The sequence below is a fragment of the Sporosarcina sp. Y1004 genome, from assembly GCF_057669665.1.
On the sequence record NZ_JBYHFQ010000001.1, the window covers coordinates 17,859 to 39,711 of the forward strand.

The window sequence follows — 21,853 nt, forward strand, 5'->3', positions numbered from 1 at the left end:
AAATATGTTAGCGACACAGTTAAAGTACGACTTACTCATGTTTTCAAGAGAATTGTTTTATTTGGTTTTCACGATTATCGTGCCGCCAGTAACGTACATTTTCCTGGGGCAATTGTATGGAGATCAGACATACGCAGGTAACTTGAGTTATGCACAAACGTATACACCATCGTTTATTTTACTAATAACATTCACCACCGTATTTTTTGCTTTCGGGTTCGACCAAGTGACGCATCGTGCAACGGGTGTCGAAAAGCGAATCAGACTCTCACCTGTTTCTAAAAATACACTTTTGCTATCAAGTATCGTTCGCTCCATCATAATTACAAGTTTCGGTTACCTATTCATTTATGCAATCGGTTTGCTTGTGTATGATTTGCAGTTCCATGTATTGAATTTCATCACAGCCTATGGATTTTTCATCGTACTCAATGCCGCTCTTCTCCTAATTGCATCTGCCATTTACGCTTTTTTCAACGAGGTGAAAAGTGCTTTGGTATTCTCCATTGTCATTTTCCAAGTTGTCATCTTCACTGGAGGATTTACGCTTCCAATCAGTATGATGCCGAAATTCATCCAAGTCATTGCCGATTTCAATCCGCTCTATCATATGAATACGTTGTTCATTGCCATTTGGAATGACCGACTTATTTTTGACAGCGGCACGCTCATTTCCTTCGCCTATATTTGTTGTCTTGCCATTACCGCTTTGTTCGTTGTCCGTTTTTCAACAAAAAGACACATTTGACAGACTTGCGTAAACAGATAAACTATTGTCGAGAGGGGTGTCTCGCAATGAAAGTATCATTGAACATTGATCGCGATTACGAAGAAACCAAAGTGACGATTGAATGCCCGGAACTGGACGATTCCGTGCAAGAAATTCTTGATTTTATCAAAGGTCAGGATACGGATTTTCTCGTTGGTAGAGACGGCGATATGCAGCACATTTTGAAGCCGAGTGATATCCATTATTTCCATACTGAAAAAGACAGCGTTGTCGCCGTGACTACTGCCGGTTCCTTTAAATTAAAAGAAAAGTTATATGAACTAGAAGCTATACTTCCTTCGACTAAATTCGTACGGCTATCCAAATCAGTTATTGCCAATCTCCATGAAATGAGCCGTTTTGAAGCTTCATTTAATGGAACATTATGTCTGTATTTCAAGTCGGGGGCAAAGGAATATGTTTCTAGGACATACGTCAATTCCATTAAAGATTCCTTGAAAATGAACAGGAGGAAAAGCGAATGAAAACCTTCTTATACAGAAGCATCATCGGTGTTTTCTTCGGTGCATTCATCGCTGTGATTCTGACCAATTCAGTTGTGTTATTCAGTGATATAGATATGCTGGACGGACAATTATTCTTGAAAAACTCGCTCGGCTCCATTTTCTGCGGCTGGTTTTTCACAGTTACGCCACTCTTTTTTGAAAATGTCGATTTACGATTGTCCCAACAAACCGCGCTGCATTTTGTGACAGTGGTAATTCTGTATTTCGTTCTTGCATTTGGAATCGGTTGGGTTCCATTTACATTAAAAAGCTTTTTACTCGCATTGGGATTATTCATTGTATCCTACTCAGTATTTTGGACTTCTTTCTATCTGTATTTCAGAAGCCAGGCGAAGAAGTTGAATGCGGAACTCAATGAGCTTTGATTCCACGTAAAAAGCCGTATCCGGTAATGACCAGTACGGCATTTTACATCATATTTCCTACCAATCTGATTGCCATATACACAGCGATTCCCCAGACGACTAAAGCAGAGATTTTATTCAACAACGCCATCAACTTGCCTGTCGAATCCAACTTCCCGAAATAGCGCCCGGCCGTTGCAAGCCCGAAAAACCAAAGCCACGAAACGATGATAGTCGTCAGCGTGAATGCCATTCGTACATTCCCCGCGTAATTCAGTGAACTTGACCCGATAACTCCAATCGTGTCGAGGATTGCATGAGGATTCATTAAAGATACCGACGCTGCAAAGATGATTTGTTTCTTAGTTGAAAACCGCTCTCCATCTACCTTCATCGACATCGCGTCACTTCTCCATAAAACAAAACCTATATAGAGTAAAAAAAGAATTCCAATACTAAAAACAACATTTTCCAACCAGGCAAACGTCAATACTAGAAGTGAAACGCCTGATACCGCCGCCACAATCAAGAGCGTGTCACAAATCCCCGCTGTGACGACAACCGGCATAGCCCTCATAAATGTAGGTTGCAACGCTCCCTGATTGAATACGAACACATTTTGGACGCCTAACGGTACAATCAAGCCGAATGCCAGAATGATTCCGTGTAAAATCGCCTCAGACACATTCCCACCCCATTCAATCTCTACCATTTATCTATTCTCGATTGACAGGCTTTATCCTCTTTTTTCGAATGCGAAAAGCCGTACCAAATTAACTTCGGCACGGCTTCTCTATTCTCAACTTATTTCGTTTTCTGTATAATGACGACTTTCAAATAGTTGAATTCTGGGTAATCACGGTTGGTCCGGAAATCTTTTGGCAATGTCGATTCCTCAAGAATTTTGTACCTAGACCCTGCTTCATTGAATGCCTGTTCGATGAACGTTTTGAATTTCTTCATACCGAAACTCGCGTTGTTCGTCGACGCAACAATGATACCATTTTTCTCGGTAACCGCAATTGCTTCCATTAGCAATGCTGGATAGTCTTGCGCAGTACTGAACGTATATTTTTTAGTACGGGCAAAGCTTGGCGGATCTAGAATAACTAGATCGAACTTCAAATCATTTCGTTTTGCATAACGGAAATAATCGAAGACGTCCATTATTTTAATATCCTGTTGTTCATAATCGATCCCGTTTACACTGAACTGCTCAATCGTTTTTGCATTGCTGCGCTTCGCCAGGTCGACGTTTGTCGTCTTCATCGCGCCACCAAGGACTGCCGCAACAGAGAATGCACCTGTATACGAGAACGTATTTAAGACATTTCTACCCTCAGAATACTTGTCACGAATCGCTTTACGCATATCACGCTGATCAAGGAAAATCCCAGTCATTGCACCGTCATTCAAGTTGACCGCGAAATTCATGCCATTTTCTTTGACGATAATCGGGAAATCGCCTTGCTCTCCTTTAACGAAATCATCCTGTTCAATGTATCCGCCTTTGGTATCATAGCGCTTCTTCTCATAAATCCCTTTGTAATCAATGATTTTATCGAACACGCTGTAAACATGATGCTTAAGTGAATAAATTCCTTCACTATACCAGCTCACCATAAAGTAGCCGTCGAAATAATCGATTGTCAGACCGCCGATACCGTCGCCTTCTCCATTGAATACGCGGAAAGCTGTCGTATAGGCATCCGCGAATAACGCTTCACGTCTCGCAAGTGCTGCTGCGATTCTCGATTCGAAAAAATCGAAATCAATTTCTTCTTCCTCTTTCCTCGTCAGTACCCAACCAAGGCCTTTGTTTTGCAAACCGTAATACCCTTTTGCAACAAATCGACGATCTTTATCCACTAATCGAACGATAGTGCCTTCCGTTGTTAGAACGTTGGCATTAATAATCGCATCTTTTAGAATTAGTGGATAGCCTTTTTTGAAATCTGCAATATTTCTTGCATTTACTTGTAAATCGACTGTTTTTGTCATATTGTCATCCTTACTTCACTGTTTTCCTTATTATCGCACGTTTTAGCAGGAATTGCGACAAACGCAATACATCGTAAGTATTGTCGAAACCCTTTTTGCTTACTAGTCCTTCAATAACGTTCTGGAATAAAGCAACCCAACAACGCCAATGACAATAAACAAAATCGCGCGGACTAGAATGGAAATACTCGACAAATCTACGATGAAAAGCTTGAGTACACAAACAACCAGGAGTACAGCACCGAAGACTTTAACATATTTCCAATTCAATTTCCCCCCTAGACTTATCGACAGGAATGCAAATGCGAATAGCAGGAACGTATGCGCGAATAAAACATAGTCCAAATCCCACTCATAAGCTTTCGTGAATGCAAAATACCATTTATTTATGAAGATCAAATAAATAACTTGCATAAAAACAGCTAGCTGCGGTGTCTCAAATTTCAGCTCTTTTAGAGTTAAATAGAAACGCTCCCTTATCATTGCCCGAATCATAACCGTTAAGGTCACTCCATAAGCTAGCTGCACGAAGAAGTTAAACAGAAACTCTCCTTGGTTATAAAAAGAACCTAAACCTTGAAGCAGCATTCCTAAACTTGCTACTAGAAATAGAATGACTGTTGCATGGGTCAAGTACAGGCCCTTACTCCATTTATAGACGTTATACATAGCGATTAGCACCACAAGCAACACAAATCTTTGAATATGAACGCCTGTTTCAAACGATACATAAGCATTCGCCAACCCTAACTTTGTCAGTCCATAAATATATAGAAGAACAAACACTTGAGCGATGATCAAACTTTTATCAATCAATATCGTTTTCCCTTTTAAAATAGATGGTTCAAATCGGTATAGCGAATAAAAGATCCAACCGATTGTCCCGATAAAAGTAAGCCAAACTGCATGTTCCAAAGACCAAAATCCATTTATTTGTATCGATGTTAGAACTACGGGTATCGTGAATAAGTAAACTACTGAACCTGTAACAATTGTCCGAAGCGTGTCATAACGTAAACCGACCCCTATTCCAATCGCCCCATTTAATAGGAGCAACATTAACACAACACGTTCATCTTCCATATTGAAGGATAGGATGAAAACAGTGACCGCGAGTACCGCGACTGCGGATAGAATTCCTCGCAACACATGGTCCTTCTTCCAAAACGAGTACACTGCAAGCGCAATATATAATGTTGCCAGTATGCCATACACAACGACTTCCTGCATTTGGTCAAGCAGCTTTATCCAGCCCATCGTAAAGACAAAATTGGAGTAAAGGAGTGCTTCTGAGAAAACATCTCTAGAAATACGTTCTTTAAAATAAAAGAATAGAATCCCACCATGCTGAATGAGCACCGTCACGACTAGTACCGACGCATCCCCATTTATACCTTCAAGAAGCGTGAAAGCCAGTAGCGTTACATGAAATAAGAAGAATGTTACATAAAAGCTATACTTTTGTTTTTGACTAAGGGATACATAAAACAGTGATAAAAATAATAATAGGATGTATGAACAGAATTGAACGGCAGTAGCACCCTCCCCTTCCAACAAAAACGGAAGTAAAAAACCTGCTATTCCCGAAAAAATGGTTAGCGTTTCTGATTTCGTCTTTCTCGACAAAATCAGTCCTGCAATGATATATGCCACGCCTATTGTAAATGCGATCGTAAAGTTTAGATAACCATATAATAGATGTGCCGCAAATGTGGTCAAGATCCCAAGGCCGATAAAACCGCCAAGTAATGTTAGACCAAACCCTATTTTCCCACCATAGTAGTAGCGCATCCCAAGAAAGTAGAGCAAAATCGTTCCTGTGTAACCCATGCCGACTCGCACTGGATTGGTGATAAATCCATTATCCATTCCAACTTTCAGTCCCCATAAGACACCAAGCAGTAAAATAAACATAAATACGCGCGGAAGCCAGTTGCTTAATGCTTTCTCAAGATTGAACTCTTTCCTAACTTTCTGCTGAATCGGAACTTCATCCTGAATTGGTTGCTCAGGCAGGCGTTCCATTATGGATGCCAAATGAACTTTTTTCACTTTCTCCGTAGCGTAACTTGTTGCGGGTTTCATGTCCGCCAGTTGCTTTTTTAACGAGTCTACTTCCCCTTCTAAATCAGAGACTCTTTTCAGAATCCTCTTCAATTCTTCATCCAACTCAATCACTCCTTTCTCAGATAGTAGTTTCATAGAAAAAATTGAATTAGAAAAAGAGAGCCACTCCCGTTAGAAAGAAGTGCTCCCATATTAAATACATGCTTATTTAGGCAAGCAATCGGAACGCCAAACTTTTCCACATTCCCATACGGATAGGTGCGCGCTCCTGCTGACCTCTCGTCTGATTCAAATAGGTTTGTAAATCGCCCTCAAACACACGTTCCAAACAAGGAAGCTGCGAGAAATGATGCGGTTGTACTAAACTTGGTGCGATATTGAACATTTGTAAATTGCCTTCATTTACAACCATCGCCACGAATTGCGAACAGAAAAATGCATGCTCACGCTGAATTCCTTTATTTACGGCAACACCAAATAATCCGATAAAATTATATTTATAAAGTTCTTTTTCCTGTTCAATCAAACGGATCTTATCGAGCATTCGTGTATAGTCCTCCGCTGTGACTTCACAACGATAAACTGCACACGTTGCTTGGCGGAATATCCCTTCTGTTGCGCATTCTTTTACAAACCCTCCGACGAAAGGATTATGTGGCTGTTTGCGCCCAAAACTGTACATTTCAATCAGCTCATTATCGAACGCAATCGATGTATGATTTAACTCTTTCCCTGTATACATCCCAATCGCTTTTGACAGCAGGGTTCCTGTGTCAGTCAGCACGATATAGATGAACTTCTTCACTGTACCCAACCCCTTGCCGTTCTCTCATATCCATTATGTGCATTTCGGTCAGCAAATAAAACCGGCCGCGGATGGAAACTGTCTACGACCCGGGACCTACAGGGGTAACGGTAATTCAAGACAGTTAAGGATTTTTTTATACCTATTATCTATTATACGTTGAAACGAGCGATGGAGTTTCATCTATTTTAATCATTCGGTTTCCGAAGCAATTAACAATTAACATTAATTACTGCTCAATACTCGTTTGTCAGCAAATTTCCTTGCAATCATCGCGATGGTGATTGAGCCTGTAAAACCTAACATGAACAGTACTCCTGCGCCATTTGCAAGTTTCCCATCTTCAATGATAACGAAGAATCCATGATAGATTGAAGTGACAACCGTATAAAGATTCACCAAGGTAATTAGTAGAAATACTGCAATGTAAAATCCGGGATACTTTTCTTTTTTACTAAAATAGGCATTTTTCCAAATGGATCGTATTGCAAAATAGATACTGGGAATATAAAGCAATACCAACGACTCCATCAGCGGCTCCGCCCATATGTAGGTCATTTTCACAAATCCATTAATGAAAACCAACAGCGTTATGATGATTAGTGTTTCAAACGCTATTTTATTCCGGTTGTTCACCTGATATTCATCATATCTGTCATTTTTCACACTCATTCCTCCCAAAAGAGATCGTCCAATTTTTTGCCCAACACTTTACAGATGGCTAAGCAGAGCTTTAGAGATGGGTTATACTCGCCGCTCTCAATGGCATTCATCGTCTGTCGAGTAATACCAATTGCTTCTGCTACATCCTTTTGTGACATATCCATTGCTGCTCGTGCAGCCTTAATTCGCAAATTTTTTGACATGGCCACGCTCCTATTACTTTAATTATAAATATACATATATAGGGTGTCAATTATAAATGACATTAGGTAAGTTATATATTACACATTTACTACATAAAAAAGCAGCGAGAACAAATTGCTCCCGCTGTACTTACTGTATTGATTTTTATTTATCCTCAGCAAACGTTGCCATTGCATCCCTCATAAACACCGCAAGCCCTTCGCCAAACTGGTCGATATTCTTTGTGAACCTTTCATCCGCAACATACATTTCACCAAGACCTTGGAATGCTTCCAAAGAATAGCTTCCCATCTTATTCAAAAACTTAAACCATTCATCAATACCAGCCTGCGCTTCATCAGAAGATGGATCCATATGACGTATTTTCGCCAAGCTGAAGTAAATACGGTTCATTTCCTCACCTAACTCCGGTCCAAACTGTGCAACTTTTTTATTCGATTCATCAACCGCCTCGTCGCCCCAGCGGTCCCTTGCTTCTTGTTCATATGGATTCTTACTGAAATCAAACCCTTTAAATTTCTCTTCGTTCGTCATTGCTACTTCCCCTCTCCCATGTTGAATTGTCTTCTCAATCGTATTGATCATACTGTCAAGCTGCTTTCGTTTCTCGAGGAGCATTGTACGCTGCATTTCAAAGGCTTCCTGACGACTAAACGCGGGACTCGTGAGCAGTTCCTTGATTTTCTTTAAAGAGAAGCCAAGTTCGCGAAAGAACAGAATTTGCTGCAACGTCGCCATAGTTTCGTCCGAGTAAAGCCGGTACCCTGCTTCTGTCGTACAATCCGGCGTTAACAAACCGATGTCATCATAATGATGAAGTGTGCGCACACTAACACCGGTCAACTGCGATACTTCTTTCACTTTCATCGCTTCAAGCCCCCCTACAAAACTAACTATAAAGTATGACGTAACGTCAGAGTCAACACATAAAAGAGAATTAAATTACCCTTTGAGCCACAAGAAAAATATCATCGTATAGGCCAGCTTTTCATCCGAAGAAATGTGTGACCCGAACTGAACATACTCATGATGGGCATCACTTTGAAAAACCGGTCTCATTGTATAAGGGAAAATACCAAAGCGGTATTTAGCCGTCATACGTCCCTCGTCATCTTCTACATCGATGTCTCCCGCAATTGCTTTTGCTTCAAGCTCTCGCCAAACCGAACCATCCGCATGATACAAAATTCCTTGATTTTTGAGTTTTGCTGTCCAATGGTTCTGTATGTAAGTGGCCATTACTGTACCATCTGGTTCGTTTAAGGTAAGTTCGTCACGCTTTAGATTACTCCGGATTGTAATTGTTGCTAGCAGTTGTCCGTTCATATCTACGATGTCATAATGCACCGGAATGATAAACCCCTTCTCAAATAGTTCGAAAAATGTAAGCCATCTTAACAATTGACCTTTGGATGGTTCAATCACAAACAGTGGATTGCCATTTGAATCGACGTTATACATTTTGAGAAAAAAAGAAGGAATTCGCTCAAGAATCAGCTCGTTTAATCCCTCCAAGTTCAACGTACTTTCTGGTATGTCCCTTGTTTCTTTGACTAATTTCTCATGCACACTTTTGAAATGGAACCCTGCTCCAATTGAAAATAATGCAGCCAAACCGGTTATGATTAATACATCTCCATTTTCCCTGAAACTTGTATAACCGATGAAATAATATAAAATGCAAAAAATAGCGGTCCCTATCCCAATGATCAAGCTAGAAATCCATGTCCTTCTATAAATCTCTTTCACTTTGTACGTCACCGCCCCTTCTATTCATAGTGCTGGGTCGGGTTACCAGTTGTCAACTGAAATTCAAAATATTACAAAAGAAAAAAGAGATTCCCAGCACACGCTGAAATCTCTTCTATATATAATTCTTTATCTGTCCACACTTTCACTCAATCGGCAGCCAAACTTCAATGTCATACCCGGTCGATCCTTTAGGATGAATATATCGTTCAAAGCTGAAACAATTTCGCAGTTGAATACCGTCTGTTTTCATTATGTTGTTAAACGCGGTTGGTATCGCGGAAACTCCACCCTCCACCTTGGCAACAATAAACTTGCCAGCTGGAACTACAGCTACTTCTGTATTCAGAAAACCTTCAGCAAGATGAGATTTGACGCCAGCAATATAGTGGATTTCTCCACCTTTCATCGACAGGCAAAGTCCGAATGATTCTTCTGCCAAGACACCTTGCTCCGCAATTTCCGCATTCAACACATCCCATTTACCCGGGATTTCAGACAACGGTCCTTTCAATTCATACCCTTTAACTTTGAATTCCTCAACCTCAACGATACGTGTTTCCATGTGAATCTCCTCCTTTTCTCACTTTGAAAAATGGTGACTGTCACCGCGGTCCGTCACAACATTAAGTGTTGTTTTATATATGTTCTTAATTCATCAATACAATCAATTTCTCTCTTCGGAAGAATATAGGCACTCACTGAACTATTGTAAAGAAAGAAATATTCATCGTCCTCTTTGAAACTTGTTATGCCGGACCAAGTTACTTTTGTTTCTTTATTTGAAGATATATCAACTAACCCTTCTTCCGTCAATTTCAGTTGATGATTGCCCAATAAGCCGTCATTCTTACCCTCTTTTATCATTTTTCTAGCATTACGGGCAATGAGACTGTAAAAATACTTCGGATAAAAAATAACCCATAGAATACTCGTTACTAAAAAAGTGATAAACAGCGGTAGAAACAGCATGTCACTCATCAAGGAGTAAACATAGGAAATAATGATAAAGAATAATGGTGTTAATAACCTTTGCAACGCCAACGCGCGCTTACCAGTTTTAGAGTTTTTGATGTGATACAAATTGAAGTTTATATAATCTTCCTCTGTTAAATTGTAGTATATTTCCATCGGAATCTCTTCTTTCATTATATTAGTATCCCAGCGACAATCCTTAAAACAAACGTGACTGTTCGAACTTTCGCGTTTGTTTTTGAATTGACTGGGTGACTGTCACCCAATCAACTTAGCCAACCACGCACTACCCAAATACACACCTCTGTCGATGTTACTTTTCCAACCGTCTTTCAAACATATAGAAGGAAAAAAATCTATAGACTACTGTAATTAGGGCTAAAATTGACACCCACTTCATCGAGCCAAAAGCAAAGCCGATTCCCACTAAGACTGCCATGACAAACAAAAAGTTACTCGAAAAACCGTTAAGCGGTTGATTGTCTAAGAAAAGTCCCCTGAACCCTTTCAAGTCTTTTGCATAACAATTTTCATGATAAGCGACTATAACAAAAATTAAAGTTGCGGTTACTAAATCTCCCCTAAACTTAATTTCTTCAGAACATTTTTCACAATAAACAGCTTTAGACACGGTTATCCCCCTTTTCAAGTATTCCTTTTAGCTGTTTCTTTTTCATAAAACTAAGCTTCGTTTCCGATATGACAATGGCACTAAGTATGAGGATTGCACCGATAATCATTTTCCCTGTCATTACTTCGCTCAGAATCGCTACTGAAAATGCCATCCCCCAAAATGATTCTGTAGATAGAATGATTGCAGCTTTTGTTTCTGTTATGAACTTTTGGGCAGCTGTTTGTAATAAAAATGCGATTGTTGTCGAGAAAACTGCCAGGTAAAGTAGTGGGAGCAGACCTTCTGTTTCCGTGGAAAAGGTTGTTTCACCTTTGAATGCTACAACGACGAATCCAATCACTGCCGCTGCTGTCATTTGAATAATGGTTAGCTGAATAGGGTCCTCGTCTTTTACAAATTTAGAGGTGTAAAAGATATGGAACGCAAATCCAACTGCACAGCATAATGTTAGTAAATCCCCAATGTTGATTTCAGAAGAAAATTTAAGTGATAGGATTGCTACCCCAATCATGGCCATAAATGCCCCGCCGAGTTCAAAGATATCAATTTTCTTCTTATAAATAATGAACCCTATAAATGGAACAATAACAACATTGACAGCGGTTAAGAATGCATTTTTTGAAGGTGTCGTATATTGCAGACCTACCGTTTGAAGAACAAATGCGATATAGAGAACGATTCCCAATGTCGACCCTTTTATTAATGTACTTTTCTTAATCATCTTCAGCCGTTTATGAAACACGATTGATAAAATAAGGGCACCAATGACAAACCGCCCCGCAAGTATTTGATTCGGCGTGTAATATTCCAAGGCTACGGCACTACCCACAAACCCGCTGCCCCATATAATTGCTGTAATGATAAGACCAATTTCTCCGATGTATTTCCTCATGTGAGCCACCGCCGTTTTTATCTTTAGTGTATCAAATCATTTTAGCTAAAGAAGCCTATTCTTAGATAAATCTCTCAATTATACTTTTAAGTTTTCCACCTGAGCATAAATGAACATTTTCGCCTGCCCATAACGACATGAATTCAGGCTTTCCTTGCGCCGCCGCCTCTTTACGATTCTCTTTTGTTAAATCATTCTGAAACGGGTACGGAGCAATAACTTCCTCTTTCATTTCAGTAATGAATCGGTTGCGTATACCCCGTGCCGTTTTACCAGAGAAGGCCTTCGTTAATACTGTACAGCCAACTTCCGCATCCAAAATTGCCTGTTTGTAAAGAGCATGTGCGCCACTTTCATCAGCTGCAAGTAATACCGTGCCAATTTGAACAGCTTGTGCCCCAGCAGATAGCGCGCTTTGCATCATTTCTTTATTCGCGATGCCGCCTGCCGCAATGACTGGAATTTGAACGGACCCGACTATCTCCCTAAGCAGTTCACCCAGAGGAATCAATGTTAATTCCCCAGCAAAAGATCCGCGATGCCCACCCGCCTCACTGCCTTGTACAACGATCCCATCCATGCCCGCCTGCTCCGACAATTCCGCCTCTTCCACTGTCGTCGCTGTCCCGATTAGGAACACATTATTTCCCTTCAATAATCGCATAGTCTTTTCATCTGGCAGTCCGAAAGTGAACGAACAGATCTTCACATCTTCTTCTATTAATACTTGAATTTGCCCTTCAAATTCAGATTTTGAGAAGGGCTTCTTCCACTGAGGAATCCCGAGTTCCTTACCTATCGGTTGGAGTCCTTCATACGCCCCCCGTAATTGCTCCTGACTCGAATTCACCTTTTCCGGAACAAACAAATTCACCGCAAAAGGCTTCTTTGTAAGCCCTTTCACTTCACGAATGAAATTCCGCGTCTCTTCGGCCGAAAGATACCCAGCCCCAATTGAACCGAGAATCCCCACCCCTGCAGATGTTGCTACAAACTCCGGCGTCGTCACACCCGCCATTGGAGCTTGGACAATTGGGTGTTCAATTCCTAATAGTACCGTCAAATTCATCTTATTCATTCGACTTTCCTCCAATTCTTTACGTTCAGCAAAATACTACTAGTATCCATTATATAGAAAAAAAGGTAGCTAAGTCAGCTACCTTTCACTTTTCCTATTGGATACTTAGTATTAAAGCTAAATAACTTGTAAAGATGAAAAGGATACTCAAAATGAAAGTTACGATCACCGGTGCTTTCATAATAAATGAGTATACAGTTAAAATGACTAAAAGAATCGCTAACAGTACAAGAGAGAGACCTGTGGCATTTGCTACAAGTTCGACATTCATTCCTTGCTGAAACTGACCTTGATAAAAGAAACTGAATAGCTTCGAAGGTCCTTCACTTTTCAAGGTGTTTCCGCTAGGCGGTGATTGTTGGCCCAATGCAGCCGTTATCGAAAAAATGACTAGGATGAGTATACTTTCCACCCTTGTCCACGGGATTGGATTGAAGTCCCGATCTTTAAGTAACTTATTTCTAATGAGTATGCTGTTGATCCCTGCATATACCAGTAGTGGAATAATCGTTAGGTGTTTTAGTAATAATAATTGACCATACGGCAACATCCATACATTTGTGTATTCAGTAAGCTCCACTCCGAATGTCATTAATATGATTCCTGATGCAGTAATGATAAGAAAGCAACTAATAGCAACAGGCGAAAACCATTTTAAGAAACTCAACCAGTTTGAATGATCTTTTGAAAACCAGCTAACCACCAGCAGAATTCCTACCCAAATACTCACTGCTGTAAAATGGCTTATATGCGTTAAGAATCCTTTGACTTGGTCTAGGGAGCTAGCGTGACTTGCCCAACCAATGCCCATAATTATCATGACAACAAAAACGATTCCTATATATGAGTAAACAGGTTTCTGACGATCATCAAACCAAACGATAAAAATGAACAGTATATTGACAACGAGAAAAATAAAAATCCACGCCTTGCCCACCTCAAACGTAAGAAGAACTCTTTGGAACGCTCCAGAAAAGCCCATATGCTCATACAGATACATGATTAACACTAAAACAGGCGCGAATGAGAAAACCGCGATGCCGATTGTAGCGATGATTTGTACCGCTCTCGGTATGTTTACCTCTGGCCTGTAAGAACCCGGCACAAGGGCTATCAGGAAACTACCTAAAAGAAGCGACACACAAAGATATAAAAGAGTTTCACTAACAACTACCATTATCATTTACTATTTTTTCTCCTTAACCCTACAAAAATCCCTACAATGATTGCAACTAGTCCAATAACGATTACAGGAATGAGGTACGAAGGTAATTGGCTTTGTTCATTTGTTTTAACATCTTCCAGAGGTGCTCCATCTTGGCTTGCATCCTGTGAATCATCTTCAATTTCAGCCGGCATTTCAGATCCTGGAACAATTACGGTAAAAGAAAACTCTCCTTGAATCGGATGACCGTCTGCACCAATAATGTTCCAAACTGCAGTATAGTCTCCATTTACTAAGGCGTTTGGAAGGCTACCTGTCATTTGCGTGTCTTCAATGATTATATCTTCAACAGGGATAGACTGACCATTTGAATCAATTACTTCCAACGTACCGCCTTGCTCTATTTTCCCTTCGAAGGTTAAGGCAATTTCACGCAATTCCTCTGTAACAATCCCTCCATTTTCAGGAGAAGACGTGTCTAACCCTGTATGTGCCAAAGCTTTGTTAGTAAGAACAAACATGAAGGCAAATGTAATGAGTACAATTTTTTTCACTATGATTCCTCCTAAAATATTAGTTGATAATACTAAGTTTTAAAAAACTTGAAGATAGACTAATTAAGTTCAGTATAAGCCCTCTTTGTGAGGAATTAATGATGTGTTTAAATTCATTATACTGGTAATATTCAACTTATCGGATTAAACCATTATCCGTCCTATCGCTATTTCCAAATGAAAACCACAACCTTGCGGACTGTGGCAGATTTTAAAATATATATGTTGAAATAAAGAATCCTACAAACAACGCTTGGCGATAGGGGATGCCTTTCACAATAAGCCGGACAGAAAATCACTGTCAGTCCTATTGCTTCGGCTACCCCAGTAGACACCTTAATTATTAGTTCAACTTATAGCTGCTTTCTCTTTTCATCACAGAATCGGTACATACCCCGTCTTCTCAATAATTTCCTGACCTTGATCAGACAAAATCCATTGAATGAATTCATCGAGATGCGGGTTGTCACTTCCTGCGGTCACTGCATAAATTTCGGCTGTAATTGGATACTCCCCCGATTGGATTGTCTCCGCAATCGGTTCAATTTCCTCTACCTGTAGCAAACGAATTTTATCGTTTTGGATCATTTCTGTAGAATAATAACGGAATGTGAAGCCGATTGCGTTGCTGTAGTTTGTATAAGCTGACACTTGGTCAATGATACCGCCCATCAGGTCTATCGTATTTTCCTTAGGAGAATCCATAATTGTCACATCACCCATCAAGTTTTGAAGTGCAGTCTGACTACCACTATCTTCGGGTCGCTGGAAAGCACGAATTGCTCGTCTTCTTCCACCCACTTCTTTCCAACTTGTTATTTCTCCGGCATAAATCCCTTTTACTTCATCCAACGTCAAGCTTTTCACAGGGTTTTTGGCGTTGACAAAAAAGACAAAAGCTTCTTTACCGATTGGTGTCAATTTCAGTTCTTTGCCTGCTTGTTTCGCATCTTCCATTTGTTTGGCAGAAGGACCTGCTACAAAAATGATATCCGCGCTTCCGTCGATCAATTTTTCGTATGCCACGTTAGTCATGTTCGACATTACTTCACTGCTATATAAGTCGTATTCTTTTTCAGGATAGACTGCTTGTGCGAATGCCGCATACATCGGATAGAGTGCGGTCGCACCATCCATAACGGGTAAGTCACCTTCTAGCCTCAAAGTCGCCGGCACATCCAATTTCACCGCATTCGTACCAATTACAAAAGGCGTATACGCATGTAAATCCACTTCCACATTGTCCACACTATCCAGTGTCTGTTTATACATATCCGGAATTACCTTGGATAACGTAACAATTACGATAATTACCATCACTAAGTAAAACTTTTTCTTTCCGGCAGCATGCTTCATCCAACCGAATGTTTTAAACGTGATTAGAACCAATACAACTACATACGTAGCAATGATAAACGGAATTGCCACATTCATGCCCGCAAGTAAAAATATTAGTGCTATAAAAGCTGATGGTAAAGCTAGTAGAAACGCAACAGCAGTTATGAGTATGACTCTTCTAACTACACTTCCCGATTTCAATTGAATCCTCTCCTTTTAAGGAATTGTTAAATTTCTCTTTACGTATACTTACAAACTATTACTATCGTGACGTTTAATGAATGCGTCAAGATGCAAATTATCACTGTCGGCAGTGATAGCGTATGACTCGTTCGTAATTGGTTTGTTTTGTACCACTCTTGATGGTTCGTCCCAACCTGAATATTCACCTAAAAAGGATAACTACGCGCATTAATAGACTGCGCATGGTTATCCTTTTTGACCTTTCTTATGACAAAATCTCACAAACCCGTCCGACTTGTCCGTCTTCCAAGCGTACTTTAATGCCATGCGGGTGAAAGCTTGAGTTCGTCAGTAAATCTTTCACGACCCCCTCTGTCTTTGTGCCCGACCGTTGATCTTTTTTCAATATGACTGCCACTTTTAAGCCTGGTGTTACATCTGCACGATTTTGTCCATTCATAAATTATTCTTCCTCTCTTTTTTGAAACATACTTTGTACGACGTGTGCGGTTCCTGAATGTAGCTGACCTTCCACACGATTGACTTCTCCAATATGAAAGTGTTTGACGAAGTAACCGTCGAAGTGCTCGAGCATTTTTACAGGATCAGAAAGCATTTCTTCATTGCGCGGGCCGCCCGTTCCGTAACTTAGCTGTTCTATCGTATACAATTCACTTATATAGTAGCCACCCGGTTTCAACGCTTTTTTTATCCCCGCCAAGGTGCGCTCCATAACGATTTTCGGAAAATGACCAAAAATGTGGACGATGGCATCCCACTGTTCGTCTTCCCACAGTACATCCGCCAAGTCTTGCAGTTCCGTTTTTACAACGACACCTTTTTCATCCGCCAACTGTTTTGTCTTCTCCAGTCCTGCCGGTGCATAATCCCAAGCCGTCACATTGAAGCCGAGTGATGCCAGGTAAACCGAGTTGCGCCCTTCACCTTCTGCGATACACAGGACTTTTCCTTTCGGCAATTGCTGTGCCATCTCCACAAGAAATCCATTCGGTTCTTTACCGAAGATGTATTCATTTGCTGAAAACCGATCGTTCCAACTGTTCGTCATTCGTCAGACCCCTTTTATTAGGTTGCTTCTAGCTTACCACATTGTTCGCTAGGTTTAAGGGAGCATCATGATTGATTGCCGCTGACGGGCCTATGTACATCACTTCACCCGCAACAACGGTCATCACAACGTTCGCCTCTATCATCTCTTCCTCTTCCACTTGGAATAAATCCCTGTCCAGCACAGTGAAATCAGCATCAAATCCAGGCACAAGCTTACCGCGGGCATCCGCTTTGCCAATTGTGCCCGCACTCCCAGTCGTAAACAGACCAACTGCCTCATAGCGGCTTAGTTTTTCGTCAGGCAAATAGCCTTCGTGGGTATCCCCAGGTTTCCTCCGCGTCACCGCTGCATAAATGCCAAGTAATGGATCAACCTCTTCAATCGGTGCATCCGAACCACCTCCGCAAATGAATCCGCGGTCGAGTAGCTTTTTCCACGCATAGGCCCAGTTAAGACGATTTTCCCCTAAACGGTCCATGACCCAAGGAAAATCAGACGATACAAACACCGGTTGAATATCTAAGATAATCGGCAGCTTTTCCATCCGCTCGACAAGATCTTCACGCAATACGTTGACGTGGATAAGCCGATCACGTTTGCCAGTAGGTACTGGGTACTTCTCGATCGCATCGAGTGCTTTTTCAACGGCTGCATCCCCGATGACATGGGCAGCGATTGCTTCCCCATTTTCTCGTGCGAGCGCCACCAGCGCATCGATTTCCTCATCTGTCACGACTGTCATACCGGACGTTTCCGGCGTATCCGCATACGGTTTGCTTAACAATGCTGTTTTACCACCAAGCGCCCCATCTATGAAAAACTTCATCTCGCCAGGATCTATCCAAGGTTCATTATAAGTGGCTCGTTCTTTCACCAATTGCTCGAAAACAGTTGACCGCCGCAATAGATGTGCACGGAATTTCTTTTGTTCACCGATGACGTTCTTGAACGCTTGCAGCGGGTTTTTGTAGTCACCATAATACCCAAGGTCATCTGTCACGCCCCCTGTCAGCCCAAGTGACAGCAAATCATCGACTGACTTTTGTAAGGCCCGTGTCAATGATTCTTCCGTCGGCTCCGGAATTAGGGCGAGTACAATCTCCTGCGCTCCTTCTTTCAAGTAGCCTGTTGGTTCCCCGCTTGCATCGCGCATAATGACACCGTCTTCGGGATCTACTGTATCTTTTGAAATACCCGCTAGCTCAAGCGCTTTCGAATTGGCGAGCGCTGCGTGCCGGCACGTCCGCTTTAAAATCATAGGGGAATCCGTCACCTTGTCCAATTCATACCGTGTAAATATCTTTTTATCTAAGAAGTTGTTTTCGTTCCAACCTTCACCGACAAACCATTCGTTTGATTTCAAATCCGGATACGCGTTCATCAACTTGTCCATCATTTCATCAGCGGATGATGCCTTCGATAGATCCAGACTTAGTAACTTTTCGCCGTGACCAATCATATGCATATGACTATCGACGAATCCTGGATACAGAACGGAACCTTGTAGATTGATTTCATTATCTGCTCGTACTTTTAGTTCCTTATATGTGCCAACTTCGCAAATCTTTCCGTTTTCTGTGAGCAGCGCCTCAACTTGGCCGCCTTCTTGTTCCATTGTATACATTGTGCCGTTATACCAAAGTGTTTTCATCACAATTCCCCCTAGCTCTATAGATATAGTCTAAACTTTCGGTCATTAGTGAGCAACATTTTGAATATCAATGTTACAATTAAGACTAATGATTAGGAGGGATTTAGTTGAGATTAACTGTTTACCTGGCAGGGGAAATTCATAGTTCATGGCGCGAGGAAGTGAAGATGAAAGTTGCGGCACTTAATTTGCCAATCGATTTCGTCGGTCCCATGGAAGATCACGACCGTTCTGATAACATCGGGGAAGATATTCTAGGCAAGCAGCAAGATGCAATTTCCAAAGATGCAGCGGCATCGAGCTTTAACAATTTGCGCACTGAGCTATTGATGAAGCAAGCCGATCTTGTCATCGCTTTATTCGGGGAGAAATATAAGCAGTGGAACACCGCCATGGACGCGAGTGCCGCCGTCGCGTTTGGCAAACCACTTATCCTTATTCGCAATGAAACACATCATCACGCACTGAAGGAATTATCCCGCAAAGCAAACGCCACCGTCGAAACGGTCGATCAGGCTGTAAAAGCATTGCATTATATTTTCGAATGAACCTATACCTTCATACGGGCTGCCCCTCTCAAGGGCTTGCCTTTTTTTGCGTTTAAGAAGGTTTACAGAAGTTACCATTTTAAATAGACATATGAAGACATTCCAAATTACCGATCTAGTTATTCAATAGAAATGGTGTTTAACCTGCTAGGGTAATGGGTATCTGAATATATAATTCGACAATTAAGATGACTATTCTCCAAGAAATTATACGGCCACGTTCGGCTCGAAAAAGTTATTTCATCTTGAAGAAAATGATTTATCATTCGAACAGTGGATAAATAATTGGCAATGGCACACTATACCTGTAAGGAAGAAAATGCGACCATGAAACCGCAGTTTGTCGGTAACGTATACGTCAACTAGCTATTGTTGGATCACTCATCAGGGCAGAAATTCTGATCCTCAGAAGTCCCTAGATTCATCCAGGGATGACTGTGTGATGTGGATATCTACTTACATACACATTCTTTTGAATGATTTCTACACCAACCATACATGTCAAAAGACCGATCATATATCCTTGCGCGCCAATCATATAGACCCACGCCCCATTTACAAAACCTTTACAATGCCTTCACACATCCTCAACATTTCACCTCTATCATATGAGTTGTAGTTAAAACACACTTTAGGGGGACAATAACAGATGAAGAACTTTAAATTTCTAGCAACACTTGGACTTGCAAGCTCGATTTTCCTAGCAGCTTGTGGTGGTACAGATTCAGGAAATACAGATACGGACGGAAGCAGTTCTTCCGATAAAGATACTCCTGCACTAAGCGGTAGTGTAGCAGGTGACGGATCGTCAACAGTTGCACCAATCATGGAAGCGATTGTTGAAGAATATGCACAAGCTGAAAAAGACGTTAAAGTTTCCGTAGGTGTTTCTGGTACTGGTGGCGGATTTGAGAAATTCATCGCTGGTTCAACAGACTTTTCAAATGCATCTCGTCCAATTAAAGATGAAGAGAAAACTAAGCTTGAAGAAGCAGGCGTTGACTACACTGAACTTAAAATTGCAAACGATGGTTTGACAATCGTTGTTAATAAAGAAAACACTTGGGTCGATTCACTAACTGTTGAAGACCTTAAGAAAATGTGGGCAGAAGATGGAACAGCAAAAAAATGGTCTGACATAAATCCTAGCTGGCCTGAAGAAGAAATCGTCTTCTATTCACCAGGTACAGATTCTGGTACATATGACTACTTCAATGAAGTTGTCTTAGAAGATACTGACCTTGTAAAATCTGCAACACTTTCTGAAGACGACAATGTCCTTGTAACAGGCATTAAAGGCGACAAAAATGCAATCGGATTTTTCGGATATGCGTATTATGAATCAAACAAAGATGCTTTGAATGCAGTATTGATCGATGGTGTTGAACCGAACGCTGAAACAATCGAGTCCGGCGAATACACACCGTTCTCACGTCCACTATTCGTTTATGTTAGTAACGAAGCAGTAAAAGAAAAAGAAGAAGTTCGTAACTTCATGGAATTCGTTATCGACAACTCAGCAGCAATGGCAGAAGCCGTCGGTTATGTACAACTTCCTGATGCAGACTACGAAGAAGCACGTAAAACATTAGATGCTATTAAATAATAACCTAACTCTATTCAACCTATAAACATTCTCGGCTGCCCCGCATTCTAGGGGCAGCCATCACACTTTCAAGTAGGAGGTCCATCGATTGACTTCATTTAAACCGACAGAAAAGATGCGGACACGCGATGTCATTGCTGCTGCCAAGAAGAAAGAGCATTTCGGAAAAATCATTCCCCATCTCTTACTCGCTGTTACCTCTGTTGCTGTACTTGCGACATTTGGGATCATTTACACACTGCTGAAAGAAACATTCATCTTCTTTCAAGAAATAAAGATAACTGACTTCCTTTTCGGCACAGAATGGGCACCTTTCTCCAATGCTGATCAGGCATTCGGGGTACTTCCCTTAGTACTCGGTACATTAAAAATTGCAGCCGTCGCACTTCTCATCGGGGTCCCTTTCGGTCTTGCATGTGCGATTTTCCTCAGTGAATATGCATCACCCAAAGTCAAAAAATTTACCAAACCAATTATTGAATTACTGGCTGGTATTCCAACGATTGTTTACGGATTCTTCGCATTAGCAGTCGTGACACCGTGGCTTCAGTCATTCATTCCACAATTAAAGTTATTTAACGCACTAAGCGCCGGTATTGTTGTCGGTATTATGATTTTACCAATGATTATCTCACTTTCGGAAGATGCACTTTCTGCTGTTCCTAATTCATTCCGTGAAGGATCTTATGCACTTGGATCTACTAAATTTGAAACAGCTATCAAAGTCGTCTTTCCAGCAGCTATTTCTGGGATTGCGGCATCCATTATCCTTGCAGCTTCACGTGCTGTCGGCGAAACAATGATTGTTTCTCTTGCTGCCGGTTCCACACCGGTATTTAATATGGACTTTACGGGTTCCATTCAAACAATGACTTCCTATATCGTTCAAGTCGCAACTGGCGACGCAGGTTATGGTACTACAATCTATTATTCCATTTACGCTGTCGGTTTCATGCTGTTCCTGTTCACGTTCATTATGAATCGGACTGCTTTATACATCAAGACGAAATTCAGGGAGGAATACTAAT

Annotated in this window: 25 protein-coding genes; 6 read left to right on the forward strand and 19 right to left on the reverse strand. The window is 41.1% G+C overall.

Annotated features, from left to right (window positions below):
- Positions 1-4: 4 nt before the first annotated feature.
- Genes AC25Y6_RS00100 through AC25Y6_RS00110 form a run of 3 tightly spaced genes read left to right on the forward strand, consistent with a single transcriptional unit; the run spans position 5 to position 1,661 of the window.
- Positions 5-748, forward strand: a complete 744-nt coding sequence (locus tag AC25Y6_RS00100; RefSeq protein WP_488141699.1) for an ABC transporter permease — start codon at positions 5-7, stop codon at positions 746-748.
- A gap of 47 nt (positions 749-795) precedes the next feature.
- Entirely contained in the window at positions 796-1,254 is a 459-nt protein-coding gene (locus tag AC25Y6_RS00105; RefSeq protein WP_488141700.1) for a LytTR family DNA-binding domain-containing protein, read from the forward strand.
- Complete coding sequence (locus AC25Y6_RS00110; RefSeq protein WP_482101532.1) at positions 1,251-1,661, forward strand: DUF3021 domain-containing protein; 411 nt, start codon at positions 1,251-1,253, stop codon at positions 1,659-1,661. Before AC25Y6_RS00105 ends, AC25Y6_RS00110 begins: the two co-directional genes overlap by 4 nt.
- Before the next feature lie 43 nt (positions 1,662-1,704).
- Here the strand turns inward: AC25Y6_RS00110 and AC25Y6_RS00115 are convergent, their stop codons facing one another.
- The 19 genes from AC25Y6_RS00115 to AC25Y6_RS00205 all read right to left on the reverse strand — a co-directional run bounded on the left by AC25Y6_RS00115 (position 1,705) and on the right by AC25Y6_RS00205 (position 18,671).
- Entirely contained in the window at positions 1,705-2,325 is a 621-nt protein-coding gene (locus AC25Y6_RS00115) for a LysE/ArgO family amino acid transporter (protein ID WP_488141844.1), read from the reverse strand.
- Between the two features lie 119 nt (positions 2,326-2,444).
- On the reverse strand, positions 2,445-3,641 hold the full coding sequence (locus tag AC25Y6_RS00120; protein WP_488141213.1) for a class I SAM-dependent rRNA methyltransferase: 1,197 nt from the start codon (positions 3,639-3,641) through the stop codon (positions 2,445-2,447).
- A gap of 102 nt (positions 3,642-3,743) precedes the next feature.
- Positions 3,744-5,843, reverse strand: coding sequence for a DUF2339 domain-containing protein (locus tag AC25Y6_RS00125; RefSeq protein ID WP_488141701.1), 2,100 nt, complete (start codon positions 5,841-5,843; stop codon positions 3,744-3,746).
- A gap of 73 nt (positions 5,844-5,916) precedes the next feature.
- Positions 5,917-6,513 (reverse strand): hypothetical protein, encoded by a 597-nt coding sequence (locus AC25Y6_RS00130; protein WP_488141702.1) that lies wholly within the window; start codon positions 6,511-6,513, stop codon positions 5,917-5,919.
- Positions 6,514-6,738: 225 nt separating this feature from the next.
- Positions 6,739-7,179 (reverse strand): hypothetical protein, encoded by a 441-nt coding sequence (locus tag AC25Y6_RS00135; RefSeq protein ID WP_482101536.1) that lies wholly within the window; start codon positions 7,177-7,179, stop codon positions 6,739-6,741.
- A gap of 2 nt (positions 7,180-7,181) precedes the next feature.
- Complete coding sequence (locus tag AC25Y6_RS00140; RefSeq protein ID WP_482104694.1) at positions 7,182-7,379, reverse strand: helix-turn-helix transcriptional regulator; 198 nt, start codon at positions 7,377-7,379, stop codon at positions 7,182-7,184.
- 145 nt (positions 7,380-7,524) lie between these two features.
- Complete coding sequence (locus AC25Y6_RS00145) at positions 7,525-8,247, reverse strand: MerR family transcriptional regulator (RefSeq protein WP_488141703.1); 723 nt, start codon at positions 8,245-8,247, stop codon at positions 7,525-7,527.
- Between the two features lie 75 nt (positions 8,248-8,322).
- On the reverse strand, positions 8,323-9,129 hold the full coding sequence (locus tag AC25Y6_RS00150; protein WP_488141704.1) for a hypothetical protein: 807 nt from the start codon (positions 9,127-9,129) through the stop codon (positions 8,323-8,325).
- Positions 9,130-9,274: 145 nt separating this feature from the next.
- A complete protein-coding gene (locus tag AC25Y6_RS00155; protein ID WP_488141705.1) occupies positions 9,275-9,694 on the reverse strand; it encodes a GyrI-like domain-containing protein in 420 nt (139 codons plus the stop codon).
- A gap of 53 nt (positions 9,695-9,747) precedes the next feature.
- Positions 9,748-10,278 carry a YcxB family protein gene (locus AC25Y6_RS00160; protein WP_488141706.1) on the reverse strand — a complete coding sequence of 177 codons (531 nt, stop codon included), beginning with the start codon at positions 10,276-10,278 and terminating at the stop codon, positions 9,748-9,750.
- 139 nt (positions 10,279-10,417) lie between these two features.
- Positions 10,418-10,735, reverse strand: a complete 318-nt coding sequence (locus AC25Y6_RS00165) for a hypothetical protein (protein WP_488141707.1) — start codon at positions 10,733-10,735, stop codon at positions 10,418-10,420.
- Positions 10,728-11,630: a DMT family transporter gene (locus AC25Y6_RS00170; protein ID WP_488141708.1), complete on the reverse strand. Its 903-nt coding sequence runs from the start codon at positions 11,628-11,630 to the stop codon at positions 10,728-10,730. The genes AC25Y6_RS00165 and AC25Y6_RS00170 overlap by 8 nt, the downstream gene beginning before the upstream one ends.
- A gap of 61 nt (positions 11,631-11,691) precedes the next feature.
- Positions 11,692-12,708: an NAD(P)H-dependent flavin oxidoreductase gene (locus AC25Y6_RS00175; protein ID WP_488141709.1), complete on the reverse strand. Its 1,017-nt coding sequence runs from the start codon at positions 12,706-12,708 to the stop codon at positions 11,692-11,694.
- Between the two features lie 94 nt (positions 12,709-12,802).
- Positions 12,803-13,891 carry a copper resistance D family protein gene (locus tag AC25Y6_RS00180; RefSeq protein WP_488141710.1) on the reverse strand — a complete coding sequence of 363 codons (1,089 nt, stop codon included), beginning with the start codon at positions 13,889-13,891 and terminating at the stop codon, positions 12,803-12,805.
- Positions 13,888-14,427 (reverse strand): copper resistance CopC family protein, encoded by a 540-nt coding sequence (locus tag AC25Y6_RS00185; protein ID WP_488141711.1) that lies wholly within the window; start codon positions 14,425-14,427, stop codon positions 13,888-13,890. Before AC25Y6_RS00185 ends, AC25Y6_RS00180 begins: the two co-directional genes overlap by 4 nt.
- A gap of 375 nt (positions 14,428-14,802) precedes the next feature.
- A complete protein-coding gene (locus AC25Y6_RS00190) occupies positions 14,803-15,966 on the reverse strand; it encodes a PstS family phosphate ABC transporter substrate-binding protein (RefSeq protein ID WP_488141712.1) in 1,164 nt (387 codons plus the stop codon).
- Between the two features lie 247 nt (positions 15,967-16,213).
- Positions 16,214-16,408 (reverse strand): YwbE family protein, encoded by a 195-nt coding sequence (locus AC25Y6_RS00195; protein WP_482101547.1) that lies wholly within the window; start codon positions 16,406-16,408, stop codon positions 16,214-16,216.
- Positions 16,409-16,411: 3 nt separating this feature from the next.
- Entirely contained in the window at positions 16,412-17,017 is a 606-nt protein-coding gene (locus AC25Y6_RS00200; protein ID WP_488141713.1) for a class I SAM-dependent methyltransferase, read from the reverse strand.
- Between the two features lie 28 nt (positions 17,018-17,045).
- Complete coding sequence (locus AC25Y6_RS00205) at positions 17,046-18,671, reverse strand: amidohydrolase (RefSeq protein ID WP_488141714.1); 1,626 nt, start codon at positions 18,669-18,671, stop codon at positions 17,046-17,048.
- 107 nt (positions 18,672-18,778) lie between these two features.
- On the opposite strand from AC25Y6_RS00205, the gene AC25Y6_RS00210 reads away from it, so the two are divergent.
- The 3 genes from AC25Y6_RS00210 (at position 18,779) to pstC (ending at position 21,852) form a co-directional block, all read left to right on the forward strand.
- Positions 18,779-19,219 carry a YtoQ family protein gene (locus tag AC25Y6_RS00210; protein ID WP_482101550.1) on the forward strand — a complete coding sequence of 147 codons (441 nt, stop codon included), beginning with the start codon at positions 18,779-18,781 and terminating at the stop codon, positions 19,217-19,219.
- Between the two features lie 649 nt (positions 19,220-19,868).
- Positions 19,869-20,825 carry a PstS family phosphate ABC transporter substrate-binding protein gene (locus AC25Y6_RS00215; RefSeq protein ID WP_488141715.1) on the forward strand — a complete coding sequence of 319 codons (957 nt, stop codon included), beginning with the start codon at positions 19,869-19,871 and terminating at the stop codon, positions 20,823-20,825.
- Between the two features lie 88 nt (positions 20,826-20,913).
- Entirely contained in the window at positions 20,914-21,852 is a 939-nt protein-coding gene (gene pstC, locus AC25Y6_RS00220; RefSeq protein WP_482104707.1) for a phosphate ABC transporter permease subunit PstC, read from the forward strand.
- Position 21,853: the final 1 nt, after the last annotated feature.

What these genes read in the sequence shown, in the direction of transcription:
- AC25Y6_RS00100 (WP_488141699.1), top strand. Translation starts at nt 5, where the DNA reads ATGTTAGCGACACAGTTAAAGTACGACTTACTCATGTTTTCAAGAGAA.
- AC25Y6_RS00105 (WP_488141700.1), top strand. Translation starts at nt 796, where the DNA reads ATGAAAGTATCATTGAACATTGATCGCGATTACGAAGAAACCAAAGTG.
- AC25Y6_RS00110 (WP_482101532.1), top strand. Translation starts at nt 1,251, where the DNA reads ATGAAAACCTTCTTATACAGAAGCATCATCGGTGTTTTCTTCGGTGCA.
- AC25Y6_RS00120 (WP_488141213.1), bottom strand. Translation starts at nt 3,641, where the DNA reads ATGACAAAAACAGTCGATTTACAAGTAAATGCAAGAAATATTGCAGAT.
- AC25Y6_RS00125 (WP_488141701.1), bottom strand. Translation starts at nt 5,843, where the DNA reads ATGAAACTACTATCTGAGAAAGGAGTGATTGAGTTGGATGAAGAATTG.
- AC25Y6_RS00140 (WP_482104694.1), bottom strand. Translation starts at nt 7,379, where the DNA reads ATGTCAAAAAATTTGCGAATTAAGGCTGCACGAGCAGCAATGGATATG.
- AC25Y6_RS00145 (WP_488141703.1), bottom strand. Translation starts at nt 8,247, where the DNA reads ATGAAAGTGAAAGAAGTATCGCAGTTGACCGGTGTTAGTGTGCGCACA.
- AC25Y6_RS00155 (WP_488141705.1), bottom strand. Translation starts at nt 9,694, where the DNA reads ATGGAAACACGTATCGTTGAGGTTGAGGAATTCAAAGTTAAAGGGTAT.
- AC25Y6_RS00160 (WP_488141706.1), bottom strand. Translation starts at nt 10,278, where the DNA reads ATGAAAGAAGAGATTCCGATGGAAATATACTACAATTTAACAGAGGAA.
- AC25Y6_RS00170 (WP_488141708.1), bottom strand. Translation starts at nt 11,630, where the DNA reads ATGAGGAAATACATCGGAGAAATTGGTCTTATCATTACAGCAATTATA.
- AC25Y6_RS00175 (WP_488141709.1), bottom strand. Translation starts at nt 12,708, where the DNA reads ATGAATAAGATGAATTTGACGGTACTATTAGGAATTGAACACCCAATT.
- AC25Y6_RS00180 (WP_488141710.1), bottom strand. Translation starts at nt 13,891, where the DNA reads ATGATAATGGTAGTTGTTAGTGAAACTCTTTTATATCTTTGTGTGTCG.
- AC25Y6_RS00195 (WP_482101547.1), bottom strand. Translation starts at nt 16,408, where the DNA reads ATGAATGGACAAAATCGTGCAGATGTAACACCAGGCTTAAAAGTGGCA.
- AC25Y6_RS00200 (WP_488141713.1), bottom strand. Translation starts at nt 17,017, where the DNA reads ATGACGAACAGTTGGAACGATCGGTTTTCAGCAAATGAATACATCTTC.
- AC25Y6_RS00205 (WP_488141714.1), bottom strand. Translation starts at nt 18,671, where the DNA reads ATGAAAACACTTTGGTATAACGGCACAATGTATACAATGGAACAAGAA.
- AC25Y6_RS00215 (WP_488141715.1), top strand. Translation starts at nt 19,869, where the DNA reads ATGAAGAACTTTAAATTTCTAGCAACACTTGGACTTGCAAGCTCGATT.